The 14,835-nt window shown below is 67.6% G+C and carries 13 protein-coding genes; 9 read left to right on the top strand and 4 right to left on the bottom strand.

Annotation, left to right across the window (positions count from 1 at the left end; translation table 11 throughout):
• Positions 1 to 77 precede the first annotated feature (77 nt).
• Together serC and ON45_RS15905 are read left to right on the top strand one after the other, a co-directional pair.
• Entirely contained in the window at positions 78 to 1,214 is a 1,137-nt protein-coding gene (serC, locus tag ON45_RS15900; protein ID WP_040494994.1) for a phosphoserine transaminase, read from the top strand.
• Between the two features lie 77 nt (positions 1,215 to 1,291).
• Positions 1,292 to 2,158 (top strand): PAC2 family protein, encoded by an 867-nt coding sequence (locus ON45_RS15905; RefSeq protein ID WP_051063185.1) that lies wholly within the window; start codon positions 1,292 to 1,294, stop codon positions 2,156 to 2,158.
• A 338-nt stretch (positions 2,159 to 2,496) separates the two neighbouring features.
• Here ON45_RS15905 and ON45_RS15910 read toward each other — a convergent pair whose 3' ends face one another.
• On the bottom strand, positions 2,497 to 3,870 hold the full coding sequence (locus ON45_RS15910) for a TldD/PmbA family protein (RefSeq protein ID WP_040494995.1): 1,374 nt from the start codon (positions 3,868 to 3,870) through the stop codon (positions 2,497 to 2,499).
• Positions 3,867 to 5,258, bottom strand: coding sequence for a TldD/PmbA family protein (locus tag ON45_RS15915; protein ID WP_040494996.1), 1,392 nt, complete (start codon positions 5,256 to 5,258; stop codon positions 3,867 to 3,869). Before ON45_RS15915 ends, ON45_RS15910 begins: the two co-directional genes overlap by 4 nt.
• Before the next feature lie 62 nt (positions 5,259 to 5,320).
• Between ON45_RS15915 and ON45_RS21685 the strand changes: the two genes are divergently transcribed.
• The 4 genes from ON45_RS21685 to galT all read left to right on the top strand — a co-directional run bounded on the left by ON45_RS21685 (position 5,321) and on the right by galT (position 9,147).
• Positions 5,321 to 6,589 (top strand): CapA family protein, encoded by a 1,269-nt coding sequence (locus ON45_RS21685; protein ID WP_158412455.1) that lies wholly within the window; start codon positions 5,321 to 5,323, stop codon positions 6,587 to 6,589.
• An 82-nt stretch (positions 6,590 to 6,671) separates the two neighbouring features.
• Positions 6,672 to 7,055 carry a thioesterase family protein gene (locus ON45_RS15925; protein ID WP_051063188.1) on the top strand — a complete coding sequence of 128 codons (384 nt, stop codon included), beginning with the start codon at positions 6,672 to 6,674 and terminating at the stop codon, positions 7,053 to 7,055.
• A gap of 25 nt (positions 7,056 to 7,080) precedes the next feature.
• Complete coding sequence (locus tag ON45_RS15930; RefSeq protein WP_040494997.1) at positions 7,081 to 8,094, top strand: phosphatase PAP2 family protein; 1,014 nt, start codon at positions 7,081 to 7,083, stop codon at positions 8,092 to 8,094.
• A gap of 69 nt (positions 8,095 to 8,163) precedes the next feature.
• Positions 8,164 to 9,147: a galactose-1-phosphate uridylyltransferase gene (gene galT, locus ON45_RS15935; RefSeq protein ID WP_040494998.1), complete on the top strand. Its 984-nt coding sequence runs from the start codon at positions 8,164 to 8,166 to the stop codon at positions 9,145 to 9,147.
• Here galT and glgB read toward each other — a convergent pair.
• Complete coding sequence (gene glgB, locus ON45_RS15940) at positions 9,137 to 11,023, bottom strand: 1,4-alpha-glucan branching protein GlgB (protein ID WP_040494999.1); 1,887 nt, start codon at positions 11,021 to 11,023, stop codon at positions 9,137 to 9,139. The genes galT and glgB overlap by 11 nt on opposite strands.
• A gap of 35 nt (positions 11,024 to 11,058) precedes the next feature.
• Here glgB and ON45_RS15945 point away from each other — a divergent pair, with 35 nt between their 5' ends.
• Together ON45_RS15945 and ON45_RS15950 are read left to right on the top strand one after the other, a co-directional pair.
• Entirely contained in the window at positions 11,059 to 12,231 is a 1,173-nt protein-coding gene (locus ON45_RS15945; RefSeq protein ID WP_051063187.1) for a glycosyltransferase family 4 protein, read from the top strand.
• Between the two features lie 25 nt (positions 12,232 to 12,256).
• Positions 12,257 to 13,510: an MFS transporter gene (locus tag ON45_RS15950; protein WP_040495000.1), complete on the top strand. Its 1,254-nt coding sequence runs from the start codon at positions 12,257 to 12,259 to the stop codon at positions 13,508 to 13,510.
• A gap of 25 nt (positions 13,511 to 13,535) precedes the next feature.
• Here ON45_RS15950 and ON45_RS15955 read toward each other — a convergent pair whose 3' ends face one another.
• Positions 13,536 to 14,312 (bottom strand): enoyl-CoA hydratase/isomerase family protein, encoded by a 777-nt coding sequence (locus tag ON45_RS15955; RefSeq protein WP_040495009.1) that lies wholly within the window; start codon positions 14,310 to 14,312, stop codon positions 13,536 to 13,538.
• A gap of 112 nt (positions 14,313 to 14,424) precedes the next feature.
• On the opposite strand from ON45_RS15955, the gene ON45_RS15960 reads away from it, so the two are divergent.
• On the top strand, positions 14,425 to 14,736 hold the full coding sequence (locus tag ON45_RS15960; RefSeq protein ID WP_040495002.1) for an HNH endonuclease: 312 nt from the start codon (positions 14,425 to 14,427) through the stop codon (positions 14,734 to 14,736).
• The last annotated feature ends 99 nt before the right edge of the window (positions 14,737 to 14,835 follow it).

Below are 14,835 nucleotides of genomic sequence, written 5' to 3' on the forward strand. Positions count from 1 at the left end.
GCGCTCCGTGCGCGAACTGTTCACGAGAACGGCCCGCCGCGGTTGGGGGATGGGCGTCGGAGCGCCATGCTGAGCGGGTGAGCGCAACGCCCGACCAGATCACCATCCCCACCGACCTGCTGCCCGGCGACGGCCGCTTCTGCTGCGGCCCGTCCAAGGTGCGCCACGAGCAGGTCGACGCCGTCGTCGCCGCACGGGACACGTTGCTCGGCACGTCGCACCGCAAGCCGCCGGTGAAGAACCTCGTCGGGGCGGTGCGCTCCAAGCTGTCCACGTTGTTCGACCTGCCCGACGGGTGGGAGGTCGTGCTCGGCAACGGTGGGTCGACGGTGTTCTGGGACGTCGCGACGTTCGGCCTGGTTCGCGAACGCAGCCAGCACGCGGTGTTCGGCGAGTTCTCGTCGAAGTTCGCCGAGGCGTGCGCGTCAGCACCGCATCTCGGTGATCCGACCGTCGTCAAGAGCGATGTCGGAACCCACCCGACGCTCAGCCTCGAAGACGGCATCGACGTCTACGCGCTCACGCACAACGAGACGTCGACCGGCGTGGCGATGGACCTGCGCCGTCCGACCGGGACGTCGGCGGACACCGCGCTGGTCACGGTCGACGCGACCTCGGCGGCCGGCGGGTTGACCTGGAATCCGACCGAGGTCGACGTCTACTACTTCGCTCCCCAGAAATGCTTCGCGTCCGACGGGGGCCTCTGGCTCGCCGCATGCTCGCCTGCGGCGATCGACCGGATCGGCGAGATCGGATCGTCCGACCGTTGGCGTCCGGCGTCGCTCGACCTCCAGATCGCGCTCGACAACTCGACGAAGAACCAGACATACAACACTCCAGCCGTTGCAACTCTCGTGATGCTCGATGCCCAACTCGATTGGATGCTCGACAACGGTGGCCTCACCTGGGCCGCCGGCCGGAGCGCCGAGTCCGCATCGACGCTCTACGGGTGGGCCGAGGCTCGGGACTGGGCCACCCCGTTCGTGTCCGAGCCGGCGGAGCGGTCGAACGTCGTCGGCACGATCGACCTCGACGACGCGATCGACGCCGGCGACGTGTGCACCGCGCTGCGCGCGAACGGCATCCTCGACACCGACGCCTACCGCAAGCTCGGCCGTAACCAGCTGCGCGTCGGGATGTTCCCGGCGATCGAACCGAGCGACGTCGAGGCGCTCACCCGCTCGATCGACCACGTCGTCTCCACCCTCTCCTGAAACCGGCGCGTTGGTGCCCGTCACCAACGCGCGTCTTCGAGGCCCGAGCGGCTCGATCTCGCTGGCAGACTGAATCCGTGGACGTCACGGAAGTACTCGAGTTCTCGACGGGCGACATCGGTGCGCTCGATCGACCGGTGATGCTGGTCGGACTCGAAGGCTGGTTCGACGTCGCCGGCGCTGCGAGCCACGCGGTCGAGTCGTTCGTCGATCACGAACAGGCAGTGGTGGTCGGCGAGATCGATCCCGACCCGTTCTACGACTTCACCCAGCAGCGTCCGCTCGTCGCGATCAACGACGGTGTTCGCGAGATCCAGTGGCCGTCGAACGAGGTCGTGCTCCAGCGCAACGCCGGCCATCGCGACATCGTGTCGCTCGCGGGCGTCGAGCCCCATCTGTACTGGTCGACCTACGTCGAGTCGATCGTCACGGTCGCGGAAGCGCTCGGCTGCGAGGCGGTCGTCACCGTCGGATCGGCGGCAGAGGCGATTCCGCACACCCGTCGACCGCCGGTGACCGGGAGTTCGGCGAACCCCGACCTCGCCAGCCGGCTCGGACTCGTCGCACCGTCCTATGAGGGCATCACCGGGATCGCCGGCGTGCTCCACGCAGCGCTCGACGTCCGTGGCATCCCGTCGGTGTCGCTGCGCGTCGGCATCCCGCACTATTTGATGAATGCCGAGCACCCGCAAGCGACCGATGCGTTGTCCCGCCATCTGAGCCACGTCCTCGGGGTGCCGTCCACCGTCGACTTCAGCGACCAGATCGATGCCTGGCGCGACGTGCACGACGAGATCATCGAGGGTGACGAACAGTTGCGGATGTACGTCCGGATGCTCGAAGCCGAGTTCGACCGCCGGGCCGAGGCCGCGATCCCCAGCGCCGACGATCTCGCCGCGCAGTTCGAGGAGTTCCTCGACGACCTCCGCCCCGACGACCCCTGATCGGCACGGAACCGGCCGTCGCCTCGCCCCGGTTCACGCCTCGCACCCCGGCAATCCCGCACTCTGCGCCGACCACACTCCCCACACCCACCCCACCCCGCCGGGGAAATTTCGTGCGATCGAGACTCTCGGCGACCACATCGCCCACAATTTCGGCCGAGTCCCATCGCGTCGCCGCGAATTGCGTGGGATCGAGACGCCAGGCGTCCGGATCACTCGAATTTTCCCCAGACGAGGCGGTGTGGGGTGGGGTGGGCGGTGGGGGCGGTGTGGGGTGGGGTGGCGGTACGAGCCTGGGTGACGCGCCGGTGCTACGGAACGGTCGGTTGGTGGCAGGGTCAGTTGCCGGACATGGTGATGTCGTGGATGACGAGGCTCATGCCGGCGGCGCGCATGGGGAGCCAGTCGATGTCGCCACCGACTTCGGCGATGTCGAGCAACATCTTCTGCAACGTCGAGGCGATCGTGAACTCGCGCACGGGGGCACCGATCTCACCGTTGGTGATCAACAGACCGGCCGCGCCGGTCGAGAAGTCGCCGCTCACCGGGTTCACACCCGAGTGCAGCCCCTGCATCTGCTGCACGAGCAGGCCGTCGTCGATGCCGGCGACGATCTCGGCCTGCGAACGCTCGCCGGGGACCAGCGACAACGCCAGACATCCGACACCGGGAGTGCCGGCGAAACCGCCGCGGGTCGCGTTTCCGGTCGACGCAGCGCCGGCGCGCCGCGCCGAGTACGAGTTGTGCACGAACTGCTTCAGCACGCCGTCCTCGATCAGCACGTTCCGACGTGCAGCCAGGCCCTCGCCATCGACGTCGGTCGAGGTGTACGCCTGCGGGTTGGTCGGATCGTCGACGAAGGTGACGCCGCTCGCCGCAACCTGATCGCCCACACGATCGGCGAACAGCGACCGACCCTTCACGACCGCCTCACCGTTCAGCGTCGACGAGATCACACCGAGAAACTGGGCGGTCACGAACGGGTCGAGCACGACGGTGACCCGCTTCGACGCCGGCTTGGTCGCGCCGAGCAGGCAGGTCGCCCGCTCGCTCGCCTCGCGCGCGGCGCGGTCGAGGTCGAACTCGTCCGGTGACTTGCCGACCGAGAATCCGAACCCGCTCTGTGTCTCGGCGTCGTCGCCCTCACCGTCGTCGGCAAGGGTGGACACCGACACGTAGCAGCCGTTCTCGCGCCCGGATTGCCGGATCCCCCGAGTCGACGCCACGGCGGTCTCTCCCCAGGCGTCGGCGTAGTTGGAATCGTCGACGCGCACGCGGGGATCGAGTCCTGACGACAGCTTCTCCAACTTCTTCGCGATGTCGATCTTGCGGTCGGTCTCGTACTCGGCGAGGGTGTCGTTCCACAGCGTCTGCTCGGTGGGCTCGACCCCGTCCGGCTCGGCGAGGCCGGCGAACTCGTCGACGGTTCCGAACTCGACGTTGGATCGCGCCTCCGCGAGCACCTCGGCCACCGCGGCTTCATCGAGCGTCCCGGCGTACGCGAAACCGGTCCGACCGTCACGGATGACGCGGATCCCGATTCCCTCCGCCTGGGCCGAGACGAAGTGCTCGACGTCGCCTTGGTACACGCGGATCTCGGTCTCTCCGCCACGGGAGACGAAGGCCTCGATCTGCTCACCCGAGCCGGCTTGGTCGATCACCCGATCGGCGACCGCCTGCAGCTCGGCGGTGGTGTCCTCGACCGCGCTCATGATGCGGTGCCGCCGACCGTCAGTGCCTTGACCCGCAGCGTGGGTTGGCCGTCGCCGACGGGAACGCCTTGACCGTCCTTGCCGCAGGTGCCGGGGCTCCCCATCGCGAAGTCGTCGGCGAGCATGTCGATGTCCTGCAGCACCTTCGGTCCGTTGCCGATCAGGTTGCCGTCACGCAGCGGCTCGGTGATCTTGCCGTCCTCGATGAGGTACGCCTCGGTCATGCCGAACACGAAGTCGCCCGAGGCCGTGTTGACGCTGCCTCCACCGAGCTTGGCGACGTAGACGCCCTTCGGTGTCGAGGCCACGATGTCGTCGGCGTCGTCGGGACCGTTCATCACGAACGTGTTGGTCATCCGCACCATCGGAAGGTGCTGATAGCTCTGGCGCCGACCGTTGCCGGACTGCGGTCGACCGTCCTTGCGGGACCGCAGGAAGTCCCACATGTAGTCGGTGAGGATGCCGTCCTCGATCAACACGTTGCGCTGTGTGCGCTGCCCCTCGTCGTCGATGCCGAGGGTGCCCCACTCGCCGGGCATCGTGCCGTCGTCGACGAGCGTGACCATCGGGTTCGCGACCTGCTTGCCGACCTTGCCGGCGTACACGCTCGCTCCTTTCTGGATGTGATCGGCCTCGAGCCCGTGCCCACACGCCTCGTGGAACAACACGCCACCGGTTCCGTGCTTGATGACGACCGGCATCTCACCCGACGGCGCCGGACGCGCCGCGAGCTTGGTGATCGCCTGCCGAGCGGCCTCGCGTGCCATCTCCTCGACGTCGACCGTGTCGAAGATCTCGAAACCGACGGTGTGGCCCATCGACTGGTACCCGGTCTGCATGCCACCGTCACCGTTGGCGACCGCGTTGATCCGGAGCAACGTACGCACGATCTCGTCGTCGGCGAGCACGCCGTCGGTGTTCGCCACCAGCACCCGCTTGGTGCTGTCGCCGTACCCGGCCGACACCTGCACGATCTCGGGACCGTACGACCGCGCCGCCTCGTTCATCCGGGTGAGCAGGTCGACCTTGGCCGCCTTCTCGATCGCGTCGGGCTGGTGGACGATCGCGTTGGGGCGATGTGCCGCGGCTCGGGTCAGTCCGACGGTCTTGACGCCGCCGCCACCCTGACGTGCCGCCGCCGCAGCCGCACTCGCGGCGACGTTCAGTCCATCCTCGGTGAGGTCGGACGTGTAGGCGAAGCCGGTCGTCTCGCCGGAGATGACACGGACGCCCGCTCCACGGTCCCGGCCGCTCGTGACCTGTTCGATTCGGCCATCGTCGAGACCGGCGGAGGTCGACCGTTTGTCTTCGGCGTACACCTCCGCGAAGTCGGCACCGGTCGAGGTCGCACCGGCGAGTACGCGTTCCAGGACGTCTTGATCGATCACACCGTCCAGCCTACGAAACGATGGTCCACATCCCGTCCCGGGGTCCATGCGAGAATGAAGACGTGGGGAGCACGCTCAATCGAGTCGTTGCCGCCGGGCTGTGCGCAGCGCTCGCCACAACCGCCTGCGGGAGCGCGTCGACGAGCTCGGTCGAGGCGGGAACCGGCGCGCCGACCGACCCCGCGTCGCCCGACGCCCGTGGCTCAGCAACGACCATCGACGCAACGACGACAGCGGCGACGGCCACCGACTCCACTGGCGCCCCCGGCTCCGGCGATTCCATCGCTTCGACACCCGAGACCACGACCACCGACGTGCCGCTGGAACCGCGCTCGATGACCATGGCGTTCACCGGCGACGTCCTCCCGCACAGTCCCCTGTGGCGTGGCGCCGCGGAGAACGCAGGTGGCAACGGCTACGACTTCTTCCCGATGTTCGCTCCGATCGCCCCGACCGTCTCGGCGGCCGACCTCGCGGTCTGCCATCTCGAGACCCCGATCGTTCCCGTGGGAGAGGAACTCTCGACCGATCCGCTGTACGGCGTGCCACCCGAGGTCGTCAGCGCGATGGCGCGAGCCGGCTACGACCGGTGCTCCACGGCCAGCAATCACGTGCTCGATCGCCGGGTGGCAGGGATCGACCGCACGATCGAGGTCCTCGCCGAGAACGGCATGGGGCAGTCGGGGATGGCGAGAAATGAGCTCGAGGCGGTTCCCGCGGTGTTCGACGTGAACGGCATCTCGATCAGCCATCTGTCGTACACGTACGGCACGAACGGTCTTCCGATCCCCGCCGGCGAACCGTGGCGGACGAACCTGATCGAGCCGGCGCGGATCATCCAGGATGCTCAGTCGGCCCGAGACCTCGGTGCCGACGTCGTCGTCGTCAGCATGCACTGGGGAACCGAGGGGGTGACCGCACCCGACGACCAGCAGGTCGCGATCGCCGACGCGATCACGGCGGGCGGTGCGATCGACCTCGTCGTCGGACATCACGCCCACGTGTTGCAGCCGATCGAGCAGGTGAACGGCGTCTGGGTCGCATACGGACTCGGCAACGTGTTGTCGAACCATCCCGCCGCTTCGCAGTGGCCGCCCGAGACGCAGGACGCCGCCGTCGTGGAGTTCGATGTCGACATCGACAGCGCCGGAGTGGTGACGATCAGCGCGCCACGGGTGGTGCCCACATGGGTCGACAAGCCGAACGGTTGGGTGATCCGCGATGTGCTCGCGGATCTCGCCAGTGACACGCTGGACGAGTCTCGGCGTCAGCTGCTCCAGGCGTCGCTCGACCGCACGTCCTCCGTCCTCGGTGACTACGTCACCCGCTGACGACATCGCGTGACCTGGCGGTGACGGGCTGGCGAACTCCGGACGGTGGTACGTCATCATCGGTGCGTTAGCGTCGTTGTTCGTGACAGTCGAGACCGGCATCCGTGGATCTGCAAGCTTGGTCGTCGGCGCGCCGGACACCGCGTCATCGCTTCGCTCCGGCGACGTCGATGTGCTCGGCACGCCGCGCCTGATCGCCCTGTGCGAGGAAGCCACCATGGCCGCACTCGCCGACGAGCTCGCTCCGGAGATCGCGTCGATCGGGATGCGGATCCGCGTCGATCACCTGCAGCCGACCCCGGTCGGAGCGAGCGTCACCGCCGAAGCCGTGCTCGACAAGATCGACGGGCGTCGGCTCACCTTCACCGTCTCGGTCTCCGACAGCGGCGGTCTCGTCGCCGCGGGCAAGATCACGCGGGCACTCGTCGAGCGGGCAACGTTCCTCGACAAATGCTGCACCTGCTGAATCCAGACCTGAATACGCTGAGCTGATGAGCGAGGGGGTCACCGCGATCGAGGCACCAGCGCGGGTGCATCGGCTCTTCTGGTGGAAAGAGGCCCTGATCGTCCTCGTGTTCTACCTGGCCTATTCGTGGACCAGGAACCGCTTCGGATCGAACCAGATCGCCGCGGACGGTGTGCCCGAGGCAGCGTTCCACAACGCCGAACGGGTCATCCAGCTCGAAACGTGGCTCGGGATGTTCCACGAGGAGTCGATCCAGGAACTGTTCCTGTCTCAGAAGTGGTTCATCCAGTTCTGGAACGTCTACTACGGCACCGCCCACTTCTTCGTCACGCTCGCCGTGTTCGCGCTGCTGTTCGCCAAGCGCAAGGACGTGTTTGCGCAGTGGCGCAACGCGCTCGCGGCGATGACCGCACTCGCGATCCTCGGCTTCGCGTTCTTCCCACTGATGCCGCCACGCCTGCTCGACCAGCCGTGCCCGACTCTCGACAACTTCGAGTTCGGCGGGGCGTGCATCGAGAGCGCCTTCCGCGACGGCAAGGACAAGACGTTCACCGGTGACAACGGATTCGGTTTCGTCGACACGCTCAGCGTGTACGGCGGGCCATGGCGTTTCGACTCCGAGGAGGTCGCGTCGATCTCGAATCAGTACGCGGCGATGCCGAGTCTGCACATCGGGTGGTCCACGTGGTGCGCCCTGGCGGTCTGGCCGCTCCTGCGCCGCCGATGGACGAAGGTCGCGGTCCTGCTGTATCCGTTGGCCACGCTGTTCTGCATCATCGTCACCGGCAACCACTTCTGGCTGGACGGGGTCGGTGGGCTCGTCGTGTTCGCGGTGGGCGCGATCATCGGGTGGGGAATGCACCGGTGGAACCAGAATCGGATCGACCGGCAGATGATGCTCGACGAGATGCTCGCCGAACGCACCGGTCCGCCTCGACGCGACACCCGGATCGGTTCACTGGCCTCGGACATCATCGACGATGTCTCGGGTGACCGACTCAAGTCTCGGGACAGACACCGGTCAGACGACCACCCGTAGTCGCCGCGTGACGAGTTCCGCAGCGGATGTCACCCATCCTGGTGGCGGGAGTCGTATCCTGATGAGTCGATGAGTCAGATGCGGCTGAACCCACTGAACGGGCGATGGGTGACGATTGTTCCCGACCGGGCCGAACGTCCGAGTGACTTCGCCACGCGGGCGCCGATCGACGACATGCAGCTCGACCGACCGTGCCCGTTCTGCCCGGGCAACGAAGAGGAGACCCCGCCGGCCATCGAGACCGCGGAAGAGGACGGCTCGTGGTCGATGCGCGTCGTACCGAACCGGTACCCGGCCTTCGATGGCGACGACGCGTTCGCGGTGCACAACCTCGGCCCGGTGCACGTCAAGGCGGATGCGAGCGGCATCCACGAGGTGTTCGTGTACGAACGCGGACACAGCGGCGGACTGCATCTGCTCGATGACGATCACGCCGTCGAGATGATGAGGGTGCTCAAACACCGCCTCGCCGAACACGCGCAGCTGCCGTTCGTTCGCTACAGCCAGGTGATCGTCAACCACGGCCGCGAGGCGGGGGCGTCGATCGCGCATCCGCACGGCCAGATCCTCGGGCTTCCGTTCGTGCCGAGCGAGGTGCTCGACGAGGAGCGCGCGTTCGCCCGCTTCGCCGGTGGCTCGCTGCTCGAGACCACCGTCGAGGCCGAGCTGGCCGCCGACCAGCGGATCGTCATCGCCAACGACGACGTCGTGGTCATGTGTCCGTGGGCGAGCGGTGTCCCCTACGAGATGCTGATCGTGCCCCGCGAACAGCACGCACACTTCCCGAATGCATCGGATCAGTCGTTGCGCGCCGTCGGGATCGCACTGCGCGACTCGATCGCCCACCTCAACAAGGCGCTGGGCGACGTGTCATTCAACCTGGGGCTGCACACCGCACCGCATCAGCACACCGGTGACTACCACTGGCACATGCACATCTGGCCGCAGCTCACCACGCAGGCCGGCTTCGAGCGCGGGACGGGCGTGCTGATCAACATCGTCGCTCCCGAGGACGCCGCGGCCACGCTGCGTTCCGTCGGCGTCACGGCCTGAGCGGGCTCGCCAACCACACCATCGACATCGGGCCGATGTCGAGCAGGGCCGACGACGGCTGACCCTGCCACGGTTCGTCCGACGTGGCGACGATCCGGTCGAGCGATCGGTAGCCGCTCCCCCACCACACCGCCGCATCGGTGTCGATCGCGACGTCCCACTCGCCGTTCCACGGCAGCCCGACGCGGTAGCCGGGGCGCGGAACGGGCGTGAAGTTCGCAACACACGCCATCGCCGCCGCACCGTGATCGTCCCACCGCAGGAACGAGAACATCGAGTGCTCGGAATCCTCGGCATCGAGCCACTGGAAGCCGGCGGGGTCGGTGTCGCGCCGCCACAGCGCCGGGAAGGAATCGGAGCGGCGGTTGATCTCGACGATCAGATCGTGCACACCGCGATGCGACGGGTGATCGAGCAGGTGCCACGGAAGTTCGGACGCGTCGTTCCATTCCTGCCACGGCGCCAGCTCGCCGCCCATGAACAGCAGGGGCGCGCCGGGTAGCGACCACTGCCAGGCCAGCAGGGCGCGCAAGCCCGCGAACTTCTGCCAGTCGTCGCCACCGATCTTGGCGAGCAGGCTGCCCTTGCCGTGCACGACTTCGTCGTGGCTCAGCGGCAGCACGAAGCGCTCGTTGTAGGCGTAGATCTGGGCGAACGTGAGCTCGTGGTGATGGTGACGTCGATGGACCGGGTCGTGCTCGAGGTAGCCGAGCGTGTCGTGCATCCACCCGAGATTCCACTTGTGACTGAACCCGAGACCACCTTCGGAAACGGGTCGCGTGACCTTCGGCCACGCCGTCGACTCCTCGGCGATCATGAGCACGTCCGGGAACTCTTCACCGACGACGGTGTTGGTCTCCTGGAGCAGTCGAATCGCCTCGAGGTGCTCGCGGCCGCCGTGCTCGTTCGTCGTCCACTGACCCGGGCCCCGTGAATAGTCGAGGTACAGCATCGAGGCAACGGCATCGACGCGCAGGCCGTCGATGTGGAACTCGTCGAGCCAGTACAGCGCGTTCGCCACGAGGAAGTTGCGGACCTCGTTGCGCCCGAAGTCGAACACGTAGGTACCCCAGTCGGGATGCTCGCCGCGCTGTGGGTCGGGGTGCTCGTAGAGAGGTGTCCCGTCGAACCGGCCGAGGCTCCAGTCGTCCTTGGGGAAGTGCGCTGGCACCCAGTCGAGAATGACGCCGATTCCGCGACCGTGTAGGGAGTCGACGAAACGGCGGCAACCATCGGGCTCGCCGAACCTCGCGGTCGGGGCGTAGTACCCCGACACCTGGTATCCCCACGAGCCCCCGAACGGATGCTCGGCGACCGGGAGCAGCTCGACGTGGGTGAAGCCGAGACGCTCCACGTGCTCGCCCACCTGCTCGGCCAGAGCGTCCCAATCGTCGACGGTGCGTCGCCACGATCCGAGGTGGACCTCGTAGACCCGCAACGGTGTGGTGCCGCGGATGGTGGACCCTCGACCATCCATCCACTCGTCGTCCGACCACTCGAACTCGTCGAACGCCGGCACGACACTGGCATCGCTGGGCGGACGTTCGGTCCGGCGCGCCATCGGGTCGGCCTTGCGGATGGTGCGCCCCTCGGACGTGGTGATCTCGAACTTGTAGCAATCGCCCGACCCGGCACGGTTGGACACGACCGACCAGATCCCGGTGGGCCCCTTGACGTCGACACGTTCGAGTGCTTCGGGCTGCCAATCGTTCCAGTCGCCGACGATCGCGACCGCACTCGCATTCGGAGCCCAGACCGAGAACCGGACACCCGACACGGCTCCCTGCGGTCCGAGCAGCTCCCACAGCCGACGATGCGTCCCCTCGGCGAACAGATGGAGATCGAGCTCGCCGACGAGCTGGTCACGCGAGGTCATCGACGACCACGGTAACCCCCGTTACGGTTCGGGACGTGCGCGTCTTGATGCTGACCTGGGAATTCCCGCCGCGGCGAACCGGCGGGACGGTGGCTCATGTCGACGGCCTGTGCCGCGCACTCGCCGACGCGGGACACGAGGTCGTCGTCCTCACGAGCGCCCACCGTCACGCCGACGTGCGGGCCGAACAGTCGGGACGCATCCGGGTGCTGCGCGCCGAGGTCGACATGCCGCACATCCCCGAGGAGCGCTACCTGGCACTGACTGCGTCCGCCGACCACGCGCTCGTCCAGCTCGCGACCGACGCCGACTCCCCCCTCGCCGGCTGGAGGCCCGACATCGTGCACGGCCACGACTGGCAGGTCGGCTGGGCAGCCGACACGCTCGCCCGCCACCACGCGGTTCCCTTCGTACTCACGATGCACGGAACCGAGCGGGTGCGTCACGGGGGCAACCTCCCGATCGGCGAGCCGACCGACGTCAACTCGATCGAGTGGTGGCTGGCGTTTCGCGCCGACCGCCTGATCGCGTCGACCTCGTTCATGGTCGACCAGTTGGTCACCGGATTCGAACTCGACCCCGCACAGGTCGTCCGGATCCCCAACGGCATCGATCCGGCGCTGTGGGGCGGTCACGATCGACCCGCCGACCGCGAGCCGCTCGTGGTCACGTGGGGCCGGGTGCAGTACGAGAAAGGTTTCCAGGTCCTCGCCCGGTCGATGACGAAACTGCGTGGCCAGGTTCCCGGGGTGTCGTGCGTGATCGCCGGTCGGGGCAGCTATCTCCCGGAGCTGCAGACTCAGATCGACGTCGAAGGTGTCAGCGACCTGATCGAACTCCCCGGCTTCCTGAGCGGGCCGGACCTGCGCGAGCTCGTGCACCGCGCCGGCTGCGTCGTGATCCCGTCCCTCTACGAACCGTTCGGGTTGGTGGCGTTGGAAGCGTTGGCGGCCGGCGCACCGTTGATCGTGGCCCGTACGGGCGGTCTCGCGGAGTTGATCGCCGACACCGGGGCCGGTGTGACGTTCGAACCGGGCAATCCCGATGACCTCGCCGATGCGATCGAGCGGGTCCTGCAGGACGGTGAACTCGCCCAGGAACTCACTCGACAGGCACAGGACCTGATCGAGACCAAGTACGCCTGGGACGCGGTCGCGACATCCGTCGTGGACGTCTACGACACGTGCCGAAACTCCCGCAAGGGCTGAACCATCGCCGCCGTACGCTGCGTCCATGACGCTGCGTCCTGACCACGAGACGCAGGACAGCGGGGTGGGAACCGGGCGGTCGAGTCGGCGAGGCTCGGCTCCCTCCCAACGGCCGTCGGCACTGACGATCCTGTTCGCGTTCGGCGGCCTCAACGCCACGATGGCCGCCGGCTACGGCGTGCTGTTCACGATCGTCGACGACTACAAGTCCGAGTACGGCATCGACGAGACGGCGATCGGCGTCATCATCGGGATCGGCTTCCTCTCCGGATTCGTGTCGCAGATCCTGTTCGCACCGTTCGCTGACCGCGGCCATGCCCGCACCGTCGTCGTCGCCGGAGTGCTGGTGAGCGTTGCGGGCCTCCTCCTGATGGCGTTCGGCACCAGCCTCGTCCCGATCCTGCTCGGGAGGATCATCAACGGTCTGGGCATCGGCGCAGCCGGACCGGCCGTGCGCAGGATCGTCATCATCGCCGACCCCACGAACCTCGGGAGCAACCTCGGTCGCCTGCTCTCGGCCGACGTGTTCGGCTTTGCGATGGGCCCTGCGATCTCCGCCGTCCTCGTCGGGCCGTTCGGGATCCCCTCGCCGTTCATCGTCGTTGCGGTCGCGTCGTTGATCCTGCTGCCGTTCGTCGCCCGAGTACCGGTCGACGAGACGAGCATCGAGAATCGCCCGCGCAAACGTCTCGCCTTCGACCTGCTCGCGAACCGCCCCTTCGCCGGAGCCACCGTGCTCGCCGGAGTCGGGTTCATCATGATCGGCGGCTTCGACGCGCTGTGGTCGCTGGTCCACGACGAGCTCGGCACGGCGGAGTGGATCGCCAACCTCGGGATCACCCTGTTCGCACTCCCGCTGTTCTTCCTCGGTCCGCGCGGCGGACGCCTGGCGCAGACGTTCGGGCCGTTCAAGCTCTCCGCGATCGGTCTCTTCGCCGGCGCCGGATTTCTCCTCGGCTACGGGTTGCTCCCGACCGGCGGACTGATCTTCGCACTGGCGATGGTCCACGCCGTGAGCGACGGCCTCACGGTGTCGGCAGCGGGCGTCGGCGCCGGGATGGTCATTCCCGACGACCGTCAGGCCGGAGCTCAGGGAATGCTCGGAGCGTCACAAGCACTGATGGCCGGGGTCATGGCGGTCGTGACCGGGTTCGTCTACGAGTCGTTCGGCCGCACGGTCGCCTACGCCACGGTGTCCGCGGCGATCGTGGTCGTCACGTCGTTCGGCCTGTGGCTCGCCCGCGACGCCTGGTCCCTCAAACGACCGCTCTCCACCTGACGGCCACCACGCTCACCGGTGACCGTCAGCTGCCGGTGAACTCGGCTTTGCCGGGACCGTGCTCGAGAAAGCTCTTCACGCCGATCTGTGAGTCGTCGGTGCGGAACACCTCGACGAATCCGTCACGCTCCAGGGCGAGTCCCTCGTCGAGCGAGGTCGACAGTCCGGCGTCGATGACCCGCTTGGTGATCGCCTGAGCGGTCAGGGCACCCTTGGCGACGTCGGCGGCGAGCGCGAGCGCACGGTCGTGGAGTTCCTCGGGCGCGACGACTTCGTCCGCCAGCCCGATCCGCAGCGCCTCCTCGGCCTTGACCTGGCGACCCGTGAGACACATCTCCTTCGCCCTCGACGGACCGACCACCCGTGCCAGACGCTGCGTGCCGCCACCACCGGGGATGATCCCGAGCAGGATCTCCGGCTGCCCGAACACGGCCTTCTCCGACGCGATCCGATAGTCGCAACCGAGCGCCAGTTCGCACCCGCCGCCAAGCGCGTATCCGCTGATCGCGGCGATCACGAAGCGTGGAAGGTCGGCAAACGCACCGATCGTGTCGTGGAACGCCGGGCCGATCTCGGCCGCCTCATCCGGTCCACCGAACTGCGAGATGTCGGCACCGGCCGCGAAGATGCGATCCCCGCCGGTGATGACGACCGCACCCGGAAGGTCGGCGGCGAGTTCGTCCGCAGCCTGTCGGAGTTCGGCCAGCAGTTCGCGCGACAGCGGGTTGACCTTTCCGTTCGCAAGGGTGACGACAGCAACCCCGTCGTCACGTCGATCGAGCGTCAGCAATTCGTAGGCCATCGCGCCAGCCTGCCACCCATCTCCGGTCGGGATGTAGTCCGGTGCGTATCGTGCAAGCGTGGCGAACCATCGGAGCCGTCGAGCACGCGCCGCACGACGACGACAACGCCGCATGAGCCGCGTCGAGCACGACCTCACGCCTGAGCAGTGGGCTGCGCTCGAAGAGGCCTGGGCAGGCTGCGCCTACTGCGGCCGGACGGACACCGCGATGCAACGTGACTGCGTGCTGGCGCTGTCCCGCGGTGGCCGGTACACGCTCGACAACATCGTCCCGGCGTGCCGCTCGTGCAACACGAGCAAGTGCAACGCCGAGGTCACCGGATGGCTCCGCCGGAAGCGTCTCGACGAGCGGGCGTTCCTCCTCCGCCACCTCGAGATCCGCACGGAACTCACCGAACGCTTCCCCGCGGATCCCGCATCCTGACGTCCAGCGACCCGACGCGTCGGGGCGACCATTCCGAATCAACCCTCACCCACCCCCCAACCGCATCTCGTGAACACTTCCCGCGCTCCGTGCGCGAAC

Source organism: Ilumatobacter nonamiensis YM16-303 (assembly GCF_000350145.1).
GTDB lineage: Bacteria > Actinomycetota > Acidimicrobiia > Acidimicrobiales > Ilumatobacteraceae > Ilumatobacter_A > Ilumatobacter_A nonamiensis.

Excerpts from the sequence above, each read along its gene's own strand:
- ON45_RS15910 (WP_040494995.1), bottom strand. The coding sequence starts at position 3,870 with ATGAGCGCGGTCGAGGACACCACCGCCGAGCTGCAGGCGGTCGCCGAT.
- ON45_RS15955 (WP_040495009.1), bottom strand. The coding sequence starts at position 14,312 with ATGGCCTACGAATTGCTGACGCTCGATCGACGTGACGACGGGGTTGCT.
- ON45_RS15930 (WP_040494997.1), top strand. The coding sequence starts at position 7,081 with ATGAGCGAGGGGGTCACCGCGATCGAGGCACCAGCGCGGGTGCATCGG.
- galT (WP_040494998.1), top strand. The coding sequence starts at position 8,164 with ATGAGTCAGATGCGGCTGAACCCACTGAACGGGCGATGGGTGACGATT.
- ON45_RS15950 (WP_040495000.1), top strand. The coding sequence starts at position 12,257 with ATGACGCTGCGTCCTGACCACGAGACGCAGGACAGCGGGGTGGGAACC.
- ON45_RS15960 (WP_040495002.1), top strand. The coding sequence starts at position 14,425 with ATGAGCCGCGTCGAGCACGACCTCACGCCTGAGCAGTGGGCTGCGCTC.
- glgB (WP_040494999.1), bottom strand. The coding sequence starts at position 11,023 with ATGACCTCGCGTGACCAGCTCGTCGGCGAGCTCGATCTCCATCTGTTC.